Annotated in this window: 15 protein-coding genes; 9 read left to right on the top strand and 6 right to left on the bottom strand. The window is 54.5% G+C overall.

Going from position 1 to position 14,361, the window contains the following annotated elements:
- The first annotated feature begins 39 nt into the window (after positions 1–39).
- The gene (ves, locus tag M8370_RS02070; RefSeq protein WP_013097026.1) at positions 40–597 is read left to right on the top strand and encodes an environmental stress-induced protein Ves; all 558 of its coding nucleotides are present in this window, start codon (positions 40–42) and stop codon (positions 595–597) included.
- Here ves and cho read toward each other — a convergent pair.
- Positions 575–1,465: an excinuclease Cho gene (cho, locus tag M8370_RS02065; RefSeq protein ID WP_020688382.1), complete on the bottom strand. Its 891-nt coding sequence runs from the start codon at positions 1,463–1,465 to the stop codon at positions 575–577. The genes ves and cho overlap by 23 nt on opposite strands.
- Positions 1,466–1,602: 137 nt before the next feature.
- Positions 1,603–2,430, bottom strand: a complete 828-nt coding sequence (gene nadE, locus M8370_RS02060) for an NAD(+) synthase (RefSeq protein ID WP_013097024.1) — start codon at positions 2,428–2,430, stop codon at positions 1,603–1,605.
- 232 nt (positions 2,431–2,662) lie between these two features.
- On the opposite strand from nadE, the gene osmE reads away from it, so the two are divergent.
- From osmE to chbG, 7 genes are all read left to right on the top strand, one after another.
- Positions 2,663–3,007: an osmotically-inducible lipoprotein OsmE gene (gene osmE, locus M8370_RS02055; RefSeq protein WP_003857836.1), complete on the top strand. Its 345-nt coding sequence runs from the start codon at positions 2,663–2,665 to the stop codon at positions 3,005–3,007.
- Positions 3,008–3,288: 281 nt separating this feature from the next.
- Positions 3,289–3,606, top strand: coding sequence for a PTS N,N'-diacetylchitobiose transporter subunit IIB (gene chbB, locus M8370_RS02050; protein ID WP_013097023.1), 318 nt, complete (start codon positions 3,289–3,291; stop codon positions 3,604–3,606).
- 79 nt (positions 3,607–3,685) lie between these two features.
- Positions 3,686–5,044 (top strand): PTS N,N'-diacetylchitobiose transporter subunit IIC, encoded by a 1,359-nt coding sequence (gene chbC / locus M8370_RS02045; protein ID WP_013097022.1) that lies wholly within the window; start codon positions 3,686–3,688, stop codon positions 5,042–5,044.
- Positions 5,045–5,092: 48 nt separating this feature from the next.
- Positions 5,093–5,440, top strand: a complete 348-nt coding sequence (chbA, locus tag M8370_RS02040; RefSeq protein WP_013097021.1) for a PTS N,N'-diacetylchitobiose transporter subunit IIA — start codon at positions 5,093–5,095, stop codon at positions 5,438–5,440.
- A gap of 29 nt (positions 5,441–5,469) precedes the next feature.
- Positions 5,470–6,288, top strand: coding sequence for a transcriptional regulator ChbR (gene chbR, locus M8370_RS02035; protein WP_013097020.1), 819 nt, complete (start codon positions 5,470–5,472; stop codon positions 6,286–6,288).
- A 110-nt stretch (positions 6,289–6,398) separates the two neighbouring features.
- Complete coding sequence (locus M8370_RS02030) at positions 6,399–7,754, top strand: 6-phospho-beta-glucosidase (RefSeq protein ID WP_045295823.1); 1,356 nt, start codon at positions 6,399–6,401, stop codon at positions 7,752–7,754.
- 11 nt (positions 7,755–7,765) lie between these two features.
- Positions 7,766–8,515 (top strand): chitin disaccharide deacetylase, encoded by a 750-nt coding sequence (chbG, locus tag M8370_RS02025; RefSeq protein ID WP_187170925.1) that lies wholly within the window; start codon positions 7,766–7,768, stop codon positions 8,513–8,515.
- A gap of 89 nt (positions 8,516–8,604) precedes the next feature.
- Here the strand turns inward: chbG and katE are convergent, their stop codons facing one another.
- Entirely contained in the window at positions 8,605–10,854 is a 2,250-nt protein-coding gene (gene katE, locus M8370_RS02020) for a catalase HPII (protein ID WP_038979915.1), read from the bottom strand.
- 188 nt (positions 10,855–11,042) lie between these two features.
- On the opposite strand from katE, the gene cedA reads away from it, so the two are divergent.
- Positions 11,043–11,291, top strand: coding sequence for a cell division activator CedA (gene cedA / locus M8370_RS02015; RefSeq protein ID WP_071829998.1), 249 nt, complete (start codon positions 11,043–11,045; stop codon positions 11,289–11,291).
- A gap of 53 nt (positions 11,292–11,344) precedes the next feature.
- Here the strand turns inward: cedA and tcyP are convergent, their stop codons facing one another.
- The 3 genes from tcyP to kduD form a co-directional block, all read right to left on the bottom strand.
- Complete coding sequence (gene tcyP, locus M8370_RS02010; RefSeq protein WP_038419159.1) at positions 11,345–12,736, bottom strand: cystine/sulfocysteine:cation symporter; 1,392 nt, start codon at positions 12,734–12,736, stop codon at positions 11,345–11,347.
- 127 nt (positions 12,737–12,863) lie between these two features.
- The gene (locus M8370_RS02005; RefSeq protein WP_250020420.1) at positions 12,864–13,454 is read right to left on the bottom strand and encodes a metal-dependent hydrolase; all 591 of its coding nucleotides are present in this window, start codon (positions 13,452–13,454) and stop codon (positions 12,864–12,866) included.
- 93 nt (positions 13,455–13,547) lie between these two features.
- Positions 13,548–14,309, bottom strand: a complete 762-nt coding sequence (kduD, locus tag M8370_RS02000; RefSeq protein ID WP_038979918.1) for a 2-dehydro-3-deoxy-D-gluconate 5-dehydrogenase KduD — start codon at positions 14,307–14,309, stop codon at positions 13,548–13,550.
- Positions 14,310–14,361: the final 52 nt, after the last annotated feature.

Genomic DNA, 14,361 nt, shown 5'->3' with positions numbered 1-14,361 from the left:
TCCTTGCCCTGGCGCTCGTTGCGCCATTCAGGAGTGGTGATGGAGTTCTTTGATATCCGTAAAATGCCGGTCAGTCTCTGGCGCAATGGTGCTGGTGAGACGCGCGAAATTTGTTGTTTTCCTCCCGCGACGCGCGATTTTTTCTGGCGTGCCAGCATTGCGACCATCGCCAGCAATGGCGAATTCTCCTCCTTTCCCGGTGTTGACCGGGTTATCACCCTGCTGGAAGGGGGGGAAGTGACGCTGGATGCCGGTCAGGCGTTTTGCCATACCCTGAAGCACCATCAGCCCTTTTGTTTTTCCGGCGACCAGCCGGTAAAAGCGCTGTTAAGCGACGGGCAGATGTCGATGGACTTCAACATCATGACCCGGCGGGATTGCTGCCAGGCGAAAGTGCGGGTGGCGGACCGCACCTTCACTACCTTTGGCTCACGCGGGGGGGTGGTCTTCGTCTTAAGCGGTGCGTGGCAGTTGGGGGATAAATTGCTGACAGCCGATCAGGGCGCGAGCTGGGAGGAGGGAACCCACACCCTGCGTTTGCTGGAATCGCACGGCAGGTTATTATTCAGCGAAATCAACTGGCTGCCTGGTCATTAAGCACAATAACGTCAAACTCGCCGGTCAGCACGGGCTTACAGAGAATTTTGTAGCCATCATGGTCGAAGCCGGCGGGTGTGCGTAACAGGGTGGCGGCCTCCTGCAGATTATCGACCGCCCCCAGCCAGAACCAGTTATGAACGATGTGGTACTGCGTCATTGTCTCTCCCACCTCTTTTAGCGCAACGGCCCCTTCCCATGGCCAGCACTTCACGCTGATGGCCGCCAGCCCGCCAAGAAGCCGGGCGTGATGATCCTCGACGCTCTCTTTGCCGCAGCAGGCCCCCGCACAGCGTTTGAGCGCAGAGCGGAAACAGGCGCGTCCACGAGTGGTGGCCTCCAGCCCCAGCAGGCTGTAGCAAAGCTGCTGCTCGTCCGCCAGCGTTTGTAGCGCCTGTAGCGCCGCACGTTTGTTGGCGAACAGGCCGTACAGATTCGGTGCGTGCGAAAAATCGACGTCGCGCGCATAGACAACCTGCGGTTTGCCCGCGGTTATCTGTAGCGAGCAGAGCTGACGATTGCGGCGCAGACGCTTATTAAACAAGGGCTGTTGCTCTTTGATCAGCCGGGCTTCCAGTAAGAGCGCTCCCATTTCCCCTGCCGTCGGATACCAGCTGATGCGTCGCGACTGGCGGAGCATGGCGGCTTCGTCCGGCGTGCGCAGATGGGACAGCACCCGGCTGCGAATATTCACGCTTTTGCCGATATAGAGCGGCAGGGTGTCGCTTTCGCCATGAAAGATGTAAACGCCCGGCTGTTTAGGTAATTCCTCAAGCCAGGGGCGGAGATGTTCGGGATATTCATAGATAGCCGCCGCTTCAAACTCCAGACGCGGGGCAGATTGACGCCTGCTCACATACGACTCCATATACTGTTCAGGTATACAGTGTAGCAGGTGTAGGGTGGTTAAAAAAGAGCCGGGTCGCCTGATGCTCTCACCCCAACCCTCTCCCTCGGGAGAGGGCGCAAACACTAAAAACGGTAACCTGGGTTACCGTTTTGCTTTTATTTCTTCCAGAAATCGTCAAACACGGTAATGGGTGGGCGGCGTTTGTGCTCGGTTTTCAGATACCAGCCTTCGATAATCTTCGCGATACTCTCGTCCAGTTTCTTGCCTTCCAGATAATCATCGATGTTGTCATAGGTCACACCGAGCGCCGCTTCATCCGGCAGGGAAGGGCGATCGTCTTCCAGATCCGCCGTTGGCGCTTTCTTGTATAAATGCTCCGGGCAGCCCAGCGCAGCCAGCAGTTGTTTACCCTGACGCTTGTTCAAACGGAAGATAGGGTTAATGTCGGTGCCCCCGTCGCCATATTTGGTGAAGAAACCGGTGATGGCTTCTGCCGCGTGATCGGTCCCGACAACCACGCCTTTGGTCATGCCTGCAATGCTGTACTGCGCTTTCATACGTTCGCGCGCTTTTTCATTGCCGCGCACAAAATCGCTCAGCTCAATGCCCGCTTCGCGCAGCGCCTGTTCACTCGCCAGCACCGATCCTTTGATATTGACCGTCAGTACGCGGTCTGGCTGGATAAAGGCGATGGCATCCTGACAATCCTGTTCGTCTGCCTGCACGCCATACGGAAGACGCACGGCGATAAACTGCAGCGCTTCATCTCCCGTCTCTTCGCGCAGCTCTGAAATTGCCATCTGGCAGAGTTTGCCGGTCAGCGTCGAGTCCTGCCCGCCGCTGATGCCCAGTACCAGCGTTTTCAGAAACGAGTTCGTTTTTAAATAGGATTTTAAAAAATCAACGCTTCGGCGGATCTCTTCATTTGCATCTACCGCAGGCTTCGCGCCCAGCGCCTGAATAATCTCGTGTTGCAGAGCCATCACGCCCTCCATATGCAGACCATAAACAGAATGTGTTAACTGTTAAAACTAACCCTTCAGGCGTAAAACGACAAGGATCACAGTTTCGAGTGCGCTATTTTGCGGCGTTTTAGCAGCTTATCGTTGTTTTATTAGAATTTTCCGAAATTCGTCTGGCGTAACTCGCAAAGTTGAACAATAGTACTTTTTATCCCATGCTTAGATAACACGCTGATAAACAAGAGGACGGAATATGAACAAGAACGTAGCAGGAATTCTTAGCGCAGCGGCGGTACTGACTATGCTGGCAGGGTGTACGGCTTACGATCGCACCAAAGATCAGTTTACACAGCCGGTAGTGAAAGATGTCAAAAAAGGCATGACCCGTTCGCAGGTGGCTGCGATTGCCGGTAAGCCTTCGTCAGAAGTGACCATGATCCACGCGCGTGGTACCTGCCAGACCTATATCCTGGGTCAACGTGATGGTAAGGCAGAAACCTACTTTGTTGCTCTGGATGACACCGGTCACGTCATCAATTCCGGTTACCAGACCTGTGCAGAATACGATACCGATCCGCAGGCACCTAAGGCGCAGTAACCCTGCTTGCCTGAGGATGTTAACAAGCCGGCCTTTGGGCCGGTTTTTTTATGCATACGTAAATCTTATTTCTTTGCGCGAATTATTTGCCTGAAATGTGAAGGTAGTCAACAAGCCAGGTCAATGAGAGACAATTTAGGCCTGTGCAGAATTATCCCCCCTCTGTACCATTACGTATACTCACTCCAACGATAAACAACAGTCAGCACATTACCTGTCAGCCAGGAGAGCGAGTCGAGTGATAGCGAGACGGCAGGTAGTCATAAAAGAGGGAAATCATGATGGAAAAGAAACATATCTACCTGTTCTGCTCTGCAGGCATGTCAACGTCACTGCTGGTGTCGAAGATGCGTGCACAGGCCGAAAAGTATGAAGTGCCGGTGGTGATCGAAGCGTTCCCGGAAACGCTGGCGGGTGAAAAAGGCCAGACCGCAGATGTTATTTTACTGGGGCCGCAGATCGCTTACATGTTGCCAGAAATTCAACGTCTGTTACCGAATAAACCGGTCGAGGTTATCGACTCAGGGCTGTACGGTAAGATTGATGGTTTAGGTGTACTGAAAGCTGCTGTGGCAGCAATTAAAAAAGCTGCTAATTAATTTTTATTTTTCCCGTCAAAGAGTTATTTCACACACAATACGCCGCGACATACGTTGCGGCATTTAAGGGTATTTTCCTATGAGTAAAGTCATCGCTTCACTTGAAAAGGTACTCCTTCCTTTTGCTGTTAAAATAGGAAAGCAGCCTCACGTTAACGCCATCAAAAACGGCTTTATTAAATTAATGCCGTTGACGCTGGCCGGGGCAATGTTCGTTTTAATTAACAACGTTTTTCTGAGCTTTGGTGAAGGTTCCTTTTTTTATTCATTAGGAATTCGGTTAGACGCTTCAACCATTGAAACCCTTAACGGTTTTAAAGCCATCGGCGGCAACGTATATAACGGTACGTTGGGTATTATGTCGCTGATGGCGCCTTTCTTTATTGGGATGGCATTAGCCGAAGAACGTAAGGTGGATCCGCTGGCCGCGGGGTTATTGTCCGTTGCCGCCTTTATGACCGTCACCCCATACAGCGTGGGTGAAGCTTATGCTGTGGGTGCCAACTGGCTGGGTGGGGCAAACATTATTTCCGGTATCGTTATCGGTCTGGTGGTTGCCGAGATGTTCACCTTTATTATCCGTCGCAACTGGGTAATTCGCCTGCCGGATAGCGTACCGGGCTCCGTTTCCCGTTCATTTTCCGCGTTGATTCCAGGCTTCATTATTCTCTCCATCATGGGGATTATTGCCTGGGCGCTCTCTCACTGGGGCACAAACTTCCACCAGATCATCATGGACTCTATCTCAACGCCGCTGGCGTCGATGGGGGGCGTGGTCGGTTGGGCGTACGTGATTTTCACCTCCCTGCTGTGGTTCTTCGGCGTACATGGTTCACTGGCACTGGCCGCGCTGGACAGCGGTATCATGACCCCATGGGCACTGGAAAACGTTGCACTTTATCAGCAGTACGGCTCCGTTGATGCGGCGCTGGCAGCCGGTAAAACCTTCCATGTGTGGGCGAAGCCGATGCTGGACTCTTATATCTTCCTGGGGGGTACCGGGGCGACGCTGGGTCTGATCATCGCGGTCTTTATTGTCTCTCGTCGCGCTGACCATCGTCAGGTTGCGAAGCTGGCGCTGCCGTCAGGCATCTTCCAGATTAACGAGCCGATTCTGTTTGGTCTGCCTATCATCATGAACCCGGTGATGTTCATTCCATTCGTCCTGATTCAGCCGCTGCTGGCGGGGATCACCCTGACGGCCTATTACCTGGGCATTATCCCGCCTGTTACCAACATTGCGCCGTGGACCATGCCGGCGGGGCTGGGGGCGTTCTTCAACACCAACGGTAGTGTCGCGGCCTTCCTGCTGGCGATATTCAACCTCGGGATTGCAACACTGCTCTACATGCCATTCGTGGCGATAGCCAACAAAGCCGCGACCGTGATTGATGAAGAAGAGAGCGAAGAGGATATCGCCCTCGCACTGAAATTCTAAATATTGCCCGGCGCGGGGTAACCCGCGCCAGCGAAAAGGAGCTTAGAGATGTTAGATTTGGATAGTATCGTAGCCGAAGACGCCGTAGAGAACGATCTGGAAGAAGTGGTGATGGGGCTTATCATCAACTCCGGGCAAGCACGTAGCCTGGCGTATGCTGCCCTGAAGCAGGCCAAGCAGGGCGATTTTGCCGCCGCTAAGACCATGATGGATCAATCCCGTATCGCGCTGAATGAAGCGCACCTGGTGCAGACTAAGCTTATCGAAGGCGACCAGGGGGAAGGGAAGATGAAAGTCAGCCTGGTGCTGGTGCATGCACAGGATCACCTGATGACCTCGATGCTGGCACGCGAGCTGGTGGCAGAGTTAATTGAGCTTCACGAGAAGCTGCAGTAAGTCAGACTGAGTGGCAGGAGGTCAGCACGATGGAAATTAAAACCGCACTTGAACAGCAACTGTTTAATGGCAAGAATTTTCACGTGGTTATTTACAACAAGACGGAGAGCGCCAGTGGTCTGCACCAGCATGACTACTACGAGTTCACGATTGTTCTGACCGGCCGCTACTATCAGGAGATTAACGGCAAGCGTGTCCTGCTGGAGCGCGGTGACTTTGTTTTCCTGCCGATGGGATCTTATCACCAGAGCTTTTACGAATTTGGTGCCACCCGTATTCTGAATGTTGGCGTCAGCAGACGTTTCTTTGAGAAACACTATCTGCCGCTGGTGCCGTTCTGCTTTGTGGCGTCACAGGTCTATCGCGTGAAAAACGAATTTATGACCTGGATCGAAACGGTGATCGCCTCGCTCAACTTCCGCGACAATGAGTTCGATGAATTTATTGAAACCGTGACGTTCTATGTGATGAACCGCCTTCGCCACCACCGTGAAGAGCAGCAGGTGAGCGACGACATTCCGCAATGGCTGCGCAGTACCGTCGAGTTGATGCACGACAAAGGGCAGTTCAGCGAGAATGCTCTGGAAAATATGGTGTCACTGTCCGGAAAATCCCAGGAATACCTGACCCGGGCGACACAGCGTTATTATCGTAAAACGCCTGTGCAAATTATTAATGAAATCCGCATTAATTTTGCCAAAAAACAGCTGGAAATTACCAACTACTCTGTCACCGATATTGCTTATGAGTCCGGTTACAGTAGCCCCAGCCTGTTTATTAAAACCTTTAAGAAATTTACCTCATTCACACCAAACAGTTACCGGAAGAATTTGACGGTAATTAATTAGTGCCTGGCGAGTTTATTCGCCACGAATATTGACTTGATTGCTTGCCCAAATAGCGGGAAGAGTCCGCTATACCTTGCAGGCGATTAACCTGATACGCTAAGGGAGATGTTATGCAAAAGAAATTAAAAGTCGTGACCATTGGCGGCGGCAGCAGCTATACCCCGGAATTACTGGAAGGTTTCCTGAAACGTTATCATGAATTACCGGTCAGTGAATTATGGCTGGTGGATGTTGAAGAAGGGCAGGAAAAGCTGAATATTATTTTTGACCTGTGCCAGCGGATGGTAGAAAAAGCCGGTGTGCCCTTAACCGTGCATAAAACCCTCGATCGTCGCCTGGCATTGCAGGACGCTGACTTCGTCACCACTCAGCTACGCGTGGGCCAGCTCAAAGCGCGTGAACTGGACGAACGCATTCCGCTGAGCCACGGCTATCTGGGACAGGAAACCAACGGTGCGGGCGGCCTGTTTAAAGGTTTGCGCACCATCCCGGTCATTTTCGACATCATCAAAGATGTGCAGGAGATCTGCCCGAACGCATGGGTGATTAACTTTACCAACCCGGCCGGGATGGTCACCGAGGCGGTCTATCGCCATACCAGCTTCAAGCGTTTTATCGGCGTCTGCAATATTCCGATTGGCATGAAGATGTTCATCCGCGACGTGCTGGAGCTGACCGACAACGACGATCTCTCTATCGATCTGTTTGGCCTTAACCACATGGTGTTCATCAGAGATGTGATAGTCAACGGCCAGTCTCGCTTTGCTGAACTGCTGGACGGCGTGGCTTCCGGCCGCCTGACCGCAGCATCCGTAAAAAATATCTTCGACCTGCCGTTCAGCGAAGGGCTCATCCGTTCCCTGAATCTGCTGCCATGCTCGTATTTGCTTTACTACTTCAAGCAGAAAGAGATGCTGGCCATCGAAATGGGCGAGTACTATAAAGGCGGTGCCCGCGCTCAGGTTGTGCAGAAAGTTGAAAAGCAGCTGTTTGATTTGTATAAAGATCCAAACCTGAACGTGAAGCCGAAAGAGCTTGAACAGCGCGGTGGAGCGTACTATTCCGACGCGGCGTGCGAAGTGATCAACGCCATTTACAATGACAAGCAGGCTGAGCACTACGTCAATGTGCCGCACCACGGCCATATCGACAATATCCCGGCCGACTGGGCCGTAGAGATGACCTGTATCCTGGGCCGTGAGGGGGCAAAACCGCATCCGCGTATTACCCACTTTGATGACAAAGTGATGGGGCTCATCCATACCATCAAAGGGTTTGAAGTGGCGGCCAGCAACGCTGCGCTGAGCGGTGAGTTGAATGATGTGCTGCTGGCGTTGAACCTCAGCCCGCTGGTGCATTCCGACCGCGATGCGGAAGGGCTGGCCAGCGAGATGATACTGGCGCATGAAAAATGGCTGCCAAACTTTGCCGCCACGGTTGAGAAGCTCAAACACCAACACCGTTAAGAGGACGTGCGATGGAAAACCTGCTGATCGTCAATGCTGATGATTTTGGCCTGTCTAAGGGGCAAAATTACGGCATTGTTGAAGCCTGCCGACGGGGTGTGGTGACCTCGACCACCGCGCTGGTGAATGGAGAGGCGATAGAGCACGCGGCGCAGCTGAGCCGTGAAGCGCCTGAGCTGGGCGTGGGCATGCACTTTGTGTTGACGCTGGGGAGGCCGCTTTCAGCGATGCCGGGCCTGACGCGTGACGGGCAACTCGGGAAATGGATTTGGGAACTGGCGGAGCAGGACGCGCTGCCGCTCGAAGAGATTGCCCGCGAGCTGGACTGTCAGTACAACCGTTTTGTTGACCTCTTTGGTCGCGAACCAACCCATATCGACAGCCATCATCATGTGCATATGATCCCGGCGATTTTTCCGCTCATTGCGGATTTTGCTCAGCGTAAAGGCGTGGCGATGCGTGTGGATCGTGACGTGCGCGGGTTGCCGGACTTTGCCGTGACCACATCGGAGGGGTTCAGCAGCGCATTTTACGGTGAGGAGATCGACGAAGCGCTGTTCCTGAAGGTGCTGGATGATTCCGCAGCCCGGGGGGAACGGTCGCTGGAGGTGATGGCGCATCCTGCGTTTGTCGATAACACCGTCCGTAAGAGCGCCTACTGCTGGCCGCGCCTGGCGGAGCTGGAGGTGCTGACGTCGCCGTCGCTGAAATACGCGATTGCCGAGCGCGGGTATCGGTTGGGGACTTTCGGGGATCTTTAAGACAAAGCCCGGTGGCGGCTTCGCCTTACCGGGCCTACAAAACCAGTCGAAATGTAGGCCGGGTAAGCGCAAGCGCCACCCGGCTTTTTTTACGCCGGTATCTGGTCAATCTTGCTGCTGCGCGACCAGACGCGGTGCGCGGCTAGCAGATCAAACAGCTTCGTCATAAACGCGTCGTCGACGTTATCGCCTTCCACAATCCCGTCTTCACCCTGATCGGCCACGTTCAGGCGTGCTTTAAACTGTCGCGCATCACCGGAAAGGGCGATCGGCTTCAGATGCTTATAGGCTTCAAGCAGATAATAGACCGCGTCACCGTTGCTCAGCAGGCTGGCAATATCGCCGCACGGCACAATCACCGCGTCCACTGTCAGGGATGGCGCACCGGCAAAGGTGGCGGCAACCGGCAGCACTGACCCGTCATCGGCAGTCACTTCACCCATTCGGGAGTAGAGCAATTTGGCGTGTACGCCTTTGGTTTTCAGCGCCTGCATGATCCCCAGCACGTCGCTGGCGCGGGTTTTGTCGTTAAGCAGGATCGCCACCACCCGGCCTTTAATCGAGCCTCCCGGCACCGCGTACAGGCTGAGCGACGGATCTTTTTTCACCCCGTTGACCTCTTTTGGCGGGGCAAGATTGCGTTGCTCATCCGTCAGCGTAATGCCGAGGTTATCGGCCACGCTCTGGGCGAGTTGAATATCAATGTGTGCCAGCTGATCGACAACGCGTTCGCGGATGTAGGTCCGCACAACCTTGCTCAGTTCGAAGCTGAAGCCGCCGATAATATGCTGCTGCTCAATCGGTGTCTGGCTGTTCCAGAACAGGCGAGGGTGGGCGTAATACTCTCCAAATGACGGGCTGCGCTCGCGGATTTTGTTGCCATCCACACGTTCCTGATACGACTCAAATCCACCCCGTTTCGGGCCAGGAGGCGTTTCACGCGGCCAGTTATCGTTGATGGAGTTCGGCTCATAGTTGGCCGGGTTGGTATCGATATCCTGACGATGCATCCCGTCGCGCTGGAAATTGTGGTACGGACAGGTGGGGCGGTTGATCGGAATTTCATGGAAGTTCGGCCCGCCGAGTCGGCTGATCTGCGTATCGGTGTAGGAGAACAGTCGCCCCTGCAGCAGCGGATCGTTGGTGAAATCCAGGCCCGGGACGATATGACCGGGGTGGAAAGCCGCCTGTTCGTTCTCGGCAAAGAAGTTATCCGGGTTGCGGTTAAGCACCATTTTGCCCACCAGCTGAACCGGTACCAGCTCCTCGGGGATCAGTTTGGTCGGATCCAGCAGGTCAAAATCGAATTTGAATTCGTCCTCTTCCGGGATCAGCTGTAACCCCAGCTCATATTCCGGGAAGTCGCCCGCTTCAATGGATTCCCACAGCTCGCGGCGATGGAAGTCCGGATCGCGCCCGGTCAGCTTCTGGGCTTCATCCCACACCAGCGAGGCTTTCCCGGCGACCGGTTTCCAGTGGAAACGGACAAACGTCGCTTTGCCCTCGGCGTTGATCATCCGGAAGGTATGAATGCCAAACCCTTCCATGGTGCGATAGCTGCGCGGGATCCCGCGGTCAGACATCGCCCACATCACGTTGTGTAACGTCTCGGGTTGCAGGGAGACATAGTCCCAGAAGGTGTCATGCGCACTTTGTCCCTGCGGTATCGCCCAGTGGGGCTCCGGTTTTACCGCATGGACAAAGTCAGGAAATTTATGCGCATCCTGAATGAAAAAGACCGGGGTGTTATTGCCGACCAGGTCGAAGATACCCTCTTCGGTATAAAACTTGGTGGCAAAGCCGCGAATATCTCGCACGGTATCAGCCGAACCTGCGCCACCCTGCACGGTGGAAAAGCGCACAAACACGGGGGTGATCTTATCCGGGTCTGAAAGGAAGTCAGCTTTGGTGATTTCCTTCAGGCTCTTGTAGGGCTGGAAATAGCCGTGAGCGGCGGAACCGCGCGCGTGCACGATACGCTCCGGGATACGCTCATGGTCAAAGTGGGTAATTTTTTCCCGCAGGATGAAGTCTTCCAGCAGAGTCGGTCCGCGGGATCCCGCGCGCAGGGAATTCTGATCGTCAGCGATGCGCACCCCCTGATTGGTGGTCAACGCATAGCCTTCTCCGCCTTTGCGGTGTGGCTCGAGTGATTTTAGCTTCTCATTGCCGGTGTCCGGCGATTTCATGCTACCGGGCGCGGTGGGCTGCTCGCCAGGGGCTGAGGGGCCCGGTGAAGGGCGATGAGAGCCATCTTCAGGTGCAAGGGAGTCCATACCCGGCTGTGATTCTTCAGTGCCATGAATGGGTGATTGATGTGTGTTATCTTTGTTCGACATTGCACGCTTCTCCTTTATTCATTCCTAAAAAACCCTGTTAACTATAGAACAATGTACGGAAAGGGCAGGCGAACTCAGCTTTTTCAGACACCGCCTTAGTAAAAGAGGCGGTCCACCACACGCAAGGCGCGACGCGTGGGGGCAGGATCGGCTATCATAGAAATTTCCTGCTTTCAGAATGTGCTTTAATGAACCAGTCGCTTATGAAACCTCTTCGTCAACAAAATCGCCAGGTTATTAGCTACGTGCCCCGTGTCGAACCCGCTCCCCCTGAACATGCGCTGAAGGTGGATGGCTATCGCGATGTCTGGCAGTTACGTGGCAAATATGTGGCCTTTGTGCTGATTGGCGAGCATTTCCGTCGTTCTCCGGTGTTTACTGTGCCGGAAGCGGCCCAGCGGTGGGCGGTACAAATTCGACAGGATGAAGAAGTTTGAAAAATAACACGTATAAAAAAACCGCCTGATGGCGGTTTTTTTATTTTCAATGATTAACGGTGCGCCAGCTCGGCGTCGTCTTCACTATCCAGGATGGCTTTGTCGGTCTGCTTCAGCCACTGGCTGGTCAGCGTACCGGCCGTCATTGAGCCGCTCACGTTCAGTGCGGTACGCCCCATGTCGATCAGCGGTTCAACGGAGATCAGCAGGGCCACCAGCGTTACCGGCAGGCCCAGCGCAGGCAGAACAATCAGCGCGGCGAAGGTAGCACCGCCGCCCACGCCCGCAACGCCTGCGGAGCTAATGGTGACAATACCGACCAGCGTAGCAATCCAGACCGGATCCAGCGGATTGATCCCAACCGTTGGCGCAACCATCACGGCCAGCATCGCCGGGTAGAGACCCGCACACCCGTTCTGACCAATCGTGGCACCAAAGGAGGCCGAGAAGCTGGCAATAGACTCAGGTACACCCAGGCGACGAGTCTGCGCTTCGACGTTCAGCGGAATAGATGCGGCGCTGGAACGGCTGGTGAAGGCAAAGGTCAGCACCGGCCAGACTTTACGGAAGTATTTCAGCGGGCTTACGCCGTTCACACCCAGCAGGATGCCGTGTACGACAAACATAATGCCCAGACCCAGATAAGAGGCGACAACGAAGCTGCCCAGCTTAATGATGTCCTGCAGGTTAGAGCCAGCAACCACTTTGGTCATCAGCGCCAGAACACCGTAAGGGGTCAGCTGCATCACCAGACGAACCAGCTTCATCACCCAGCTTTGCAGGGTATCAATAGCGGTCAGCACGCGCTCGCCTTTCGGCGCATCGTCTTTCAGCAGCTTCAGTGCCGCCACGCCCAGGAAGGCAGCAAAAATCACCACGCTGATGATGGAAGTTGGGCTGGCGCCTGTCAGGTCAGCAAACGGGTTCTTCGGAATGAAGGAGAGCACCATCTGCGGCACCGTCAGGTCAGCGACTTTACCCACGTAGTTGGTCTGAATTGCGGTCAGACGCGCGGTTTCAGCGGTACCCTGAACCAGACCTTCGGCGGTCAGGCCGAACAGGTTGGTCACCAGCACCCCCACCAGCGCAGCAATCAGCGTGGTAAACAGCAGCGTACCAATGGTCAGGAAACTGATTTTACCCAACTGCGTAGCGTTATGCAGACGAGCAACAGCGCTCAGAATAGAGGCAAATACCAGCGGCATGACGATCATCTGCAGCAACTGGACATAGCCGTTACCGACAATATTGAACCACTGAATGGAGTCTTTCAGTATCGGGCTATCGGAGCCGTAGACGGCATGTAAGGCCAGGCCAAACACGACACCCATGACCAGACCCACCAGCACTTTCTTCGCCAGGCTCCACTGTTTGTGGCGCGCCTGGGCGAGAAGCAATAGCAATATAACGAACACGACAATGTTCGCGATGAGTGGAAAATTCATCCCCGTTCTCCTGATTTATTATGTGGCCGGTTTTTACCGGTCCTGTTGGCGCAAGGTTAGCAGAAGTGTGATGTCGCGCTTATATCCAAATGGAATGGGTTATGACAAATGCGATAATTTTGCTGGTTTACTGTTCAATCTGGTGATGAATAAAGCGATTGAACTGAAATTGCAGCGAATTGATCATCTGAGATGACCAGCGCACTGCACTGTTTTCGGGCAATGTATGCGGCATCCAGACGGCATAGGCGAACAGAGCCATGCACAACACGCGCTCAAGCTGATTCCCTTTCTGGGGAACGAGAACAGGCAGGCGGAAACGCCAGCGGCAGGGCCACAGCAGCGGCACGCCAGCAGGCGTCAGCATATCGGCGAGAATATGACTCAAATAACCCAGCACCATGCCCTGAATGGCATCGGCGGGCACTATCCAGCTTTCAGGTACTTTTAAATAGAACAGCGTCAGCAGGGCAAACACGGCCAGCAGGCTGTGCGTAAACCCGCGATGGCCAAACGCACGGGCGATAGGTTTTGAGATCCACTTCAGGCGTTGCCCAAGAAAAGATTTAGGATGGTCGATGTCGGGCAACAGGCAGGTCAGCACGGCAGAAGGAACAATATGCCACCAGTCCCCCTGTGCAAGCACGGGGGTAAGCTCAGCGTTTTTGGCAAATACTGCGCACGCAATGGAAAAAAGCAGGTGGCCTTCCGCCGTCATGATAAAACCCAGGAAACTGTCAATTCATACAGTATAGGGTTTTTATACAGTAGGCGAAAGAGGTGACGGTGTAACTCTTTGTCACAAAGCGGGTCAACGCGCCAGCCAGCCCCCGTCGACGGCCAGGGTATGGCCGTTCACGTAGTCTGAGGCGGCGGAGGCCAAAAACACCACCGGGCCCTGCAGATCTTCCGGTACGCCCCAACGCCCGGCAGGAATGCGGTCAAGGATTTCCTGGCTACGCTGCTCGTCATCACGCAGTTGCTGCGTATTATTGGTCGCCATGTAACCCGGTGCGATAGCGTTGACGTTAATGCCATGCGCCGCCCACTCGTTCGCCAGCAGACGGGTGATCCCCAGCACGCCACTTTTTGAGGCGGTATAAGAAGGCACGCGGATGCCGCCCTGGAAGGAGAGCATTGAGGCGATGTTGATGATTTTCCCACCCTGACCCTGGGCGATAAACTGCTTTGCCACGGCCTGTGAGAGGAAGAAGACGGATTTCAGATTGAGGTCGATCACCTCATCCCAGTCCTTTTCCGTGAACGCCAGCGCATCTTCCCGGCGAATCGTCCCGGCGTTATTCACCAGAATATCGACGCGCCCCATCTCAGCGACGGCACGCTCCACAACGCCCTGAAGACTCGCCTGCTGGCCGAGGTCGGCCCGAATGGCCGTAAACCGTCTGCCGAGCCCCGTCACGCTGGCCGCTGTTTGCTCAGGCGCTTTACGGTTTACGCCCACGATATCGCAGCCCGCCTGTGCCAGCGCGATGGCCATGCCTTGCCCCAGACCGGTATCGCATCCGGTGACGATGGCCACTTTTCCTGAAAGAGTAAAGGTATCCAGTATCATTCGCGCCTCAGAAGCAGGTGATTGTCGTTCTGAAACTTAGAATAGGAGTCGG

The sequence above is a fragment of the Enterobacter cloacae complex sp. OE43NF genome (assembly GCF_023544405.1).
GTDB classification, from domain to species: domain Bacteria; phylum Pseudomonadota; class Gammaproteobacteria; order Enterobacterales; family Enterobacteriaceae; genus Enterobacter; species Enterobacter cloacae.
The sequence above is the reverse complement of the archived record's forward strand: the minus strand, read 5'-3'. Positions and strand labels throughout refer to the sequence as shown.

Bases quoted from the DNA above. Each gene is read 5' to 3' on its own strand.
- chbC (WP_013097022.1), top strand. From the start codon at position 3,686: ATGAGTAAAGTCATCGCTTCACTTGAAAAGGTACTCCTTCCTTTTGCT.
- katE (WP_038979915.1), bottom strand. From the start codon at position 10,854: ATGTCGAACAAAGATAACACACATCAATCACCCATTCATGGCACTGAA.
- chbG (WP_187170925.1), top strand. From the start codon at position 7,766: ATGGAAAACCTGCTGATCGTCAATGCTGATGATTTTGGCCTGTCTAAG.
- ves (WP_013097026.1), top strand. From the start codon at position 40: ATGGAGTTCTTTGATATCCGTAAAATGCCGGTCAGTCTCTGGCGCAAT.
- chbB (WP_013097023.1), top strand. From the start codon at position 3,289: ATGGAAAAGAAACATATCTACCTGTTCTGCTCTGCAGGCATGTCAACG.
- nadE (WP_013097024.1), bottom strand. From the start codon at position 2,430: ATGGCTCTGCAACACGAGATTATTCAGGCGCTGGGCGCGAAGCCTGCG.
- M8370_RS02030 (WP_045295823.1), top strand. From the start codon at position 6,399: ATGCAAAAGAAATTAAAAGTCGTGACCATTGGCGGCGGCAGCAGCTAT.
- M8370_RS02005 (WP_250020420.1), bottom strand. From the start codon at position 13,454: ATGACGGCGGAAGGCCACCTGCTTTTTTCCATTGCGTGCGCAGTATTT.
- chbR (WP_013097020.1), top strand. From the start codon at position 5,470: ATGGAAATTAAAACCGCACTTGAACAGCAACTGTTTAATGGCAAGAAT.
- cedA (WP_071829998.1), top strand. From the start codon at position 11,043: ATGAACCAGTCGCTTATGAAACCTCTTCGTCAACAAAATCGCCAGGTT.
- osmE (WP_003857836.1), top strand. From the start codon at position 2,663: ATGAACAAGAACGTAGCAGGAATTCTTAGCGCAGCGGCGGTACTGACT.
- kduD (WP_038979918.1), bottom strand. From the start codon at position 14,309: ATGATACTGGATACCTTTACTCTTTCAGGAAAAGTGGCCATCGTCACC.
- cho (WP_020688382.1), bottom strand. From the start codon at position 1,465: ATGGAGTCGTATGTGAGCAGGCGTCAATCTGCCCCGCGTCTGGAGTTT.
- chbA (WP_013097021.1), top strand. From the start codon at position 5,093: ATGTTAGATTTGGATAGTATCGTAGCCGAAGACGCCGTAGAGAACGAT.
- tcyP (WP_038419159.1), bottom strand. From the start codon at position 12,736: ATGAATTTTCCACTCATCGCGAACATTGTCGTGTTCGTTATATTGCTA.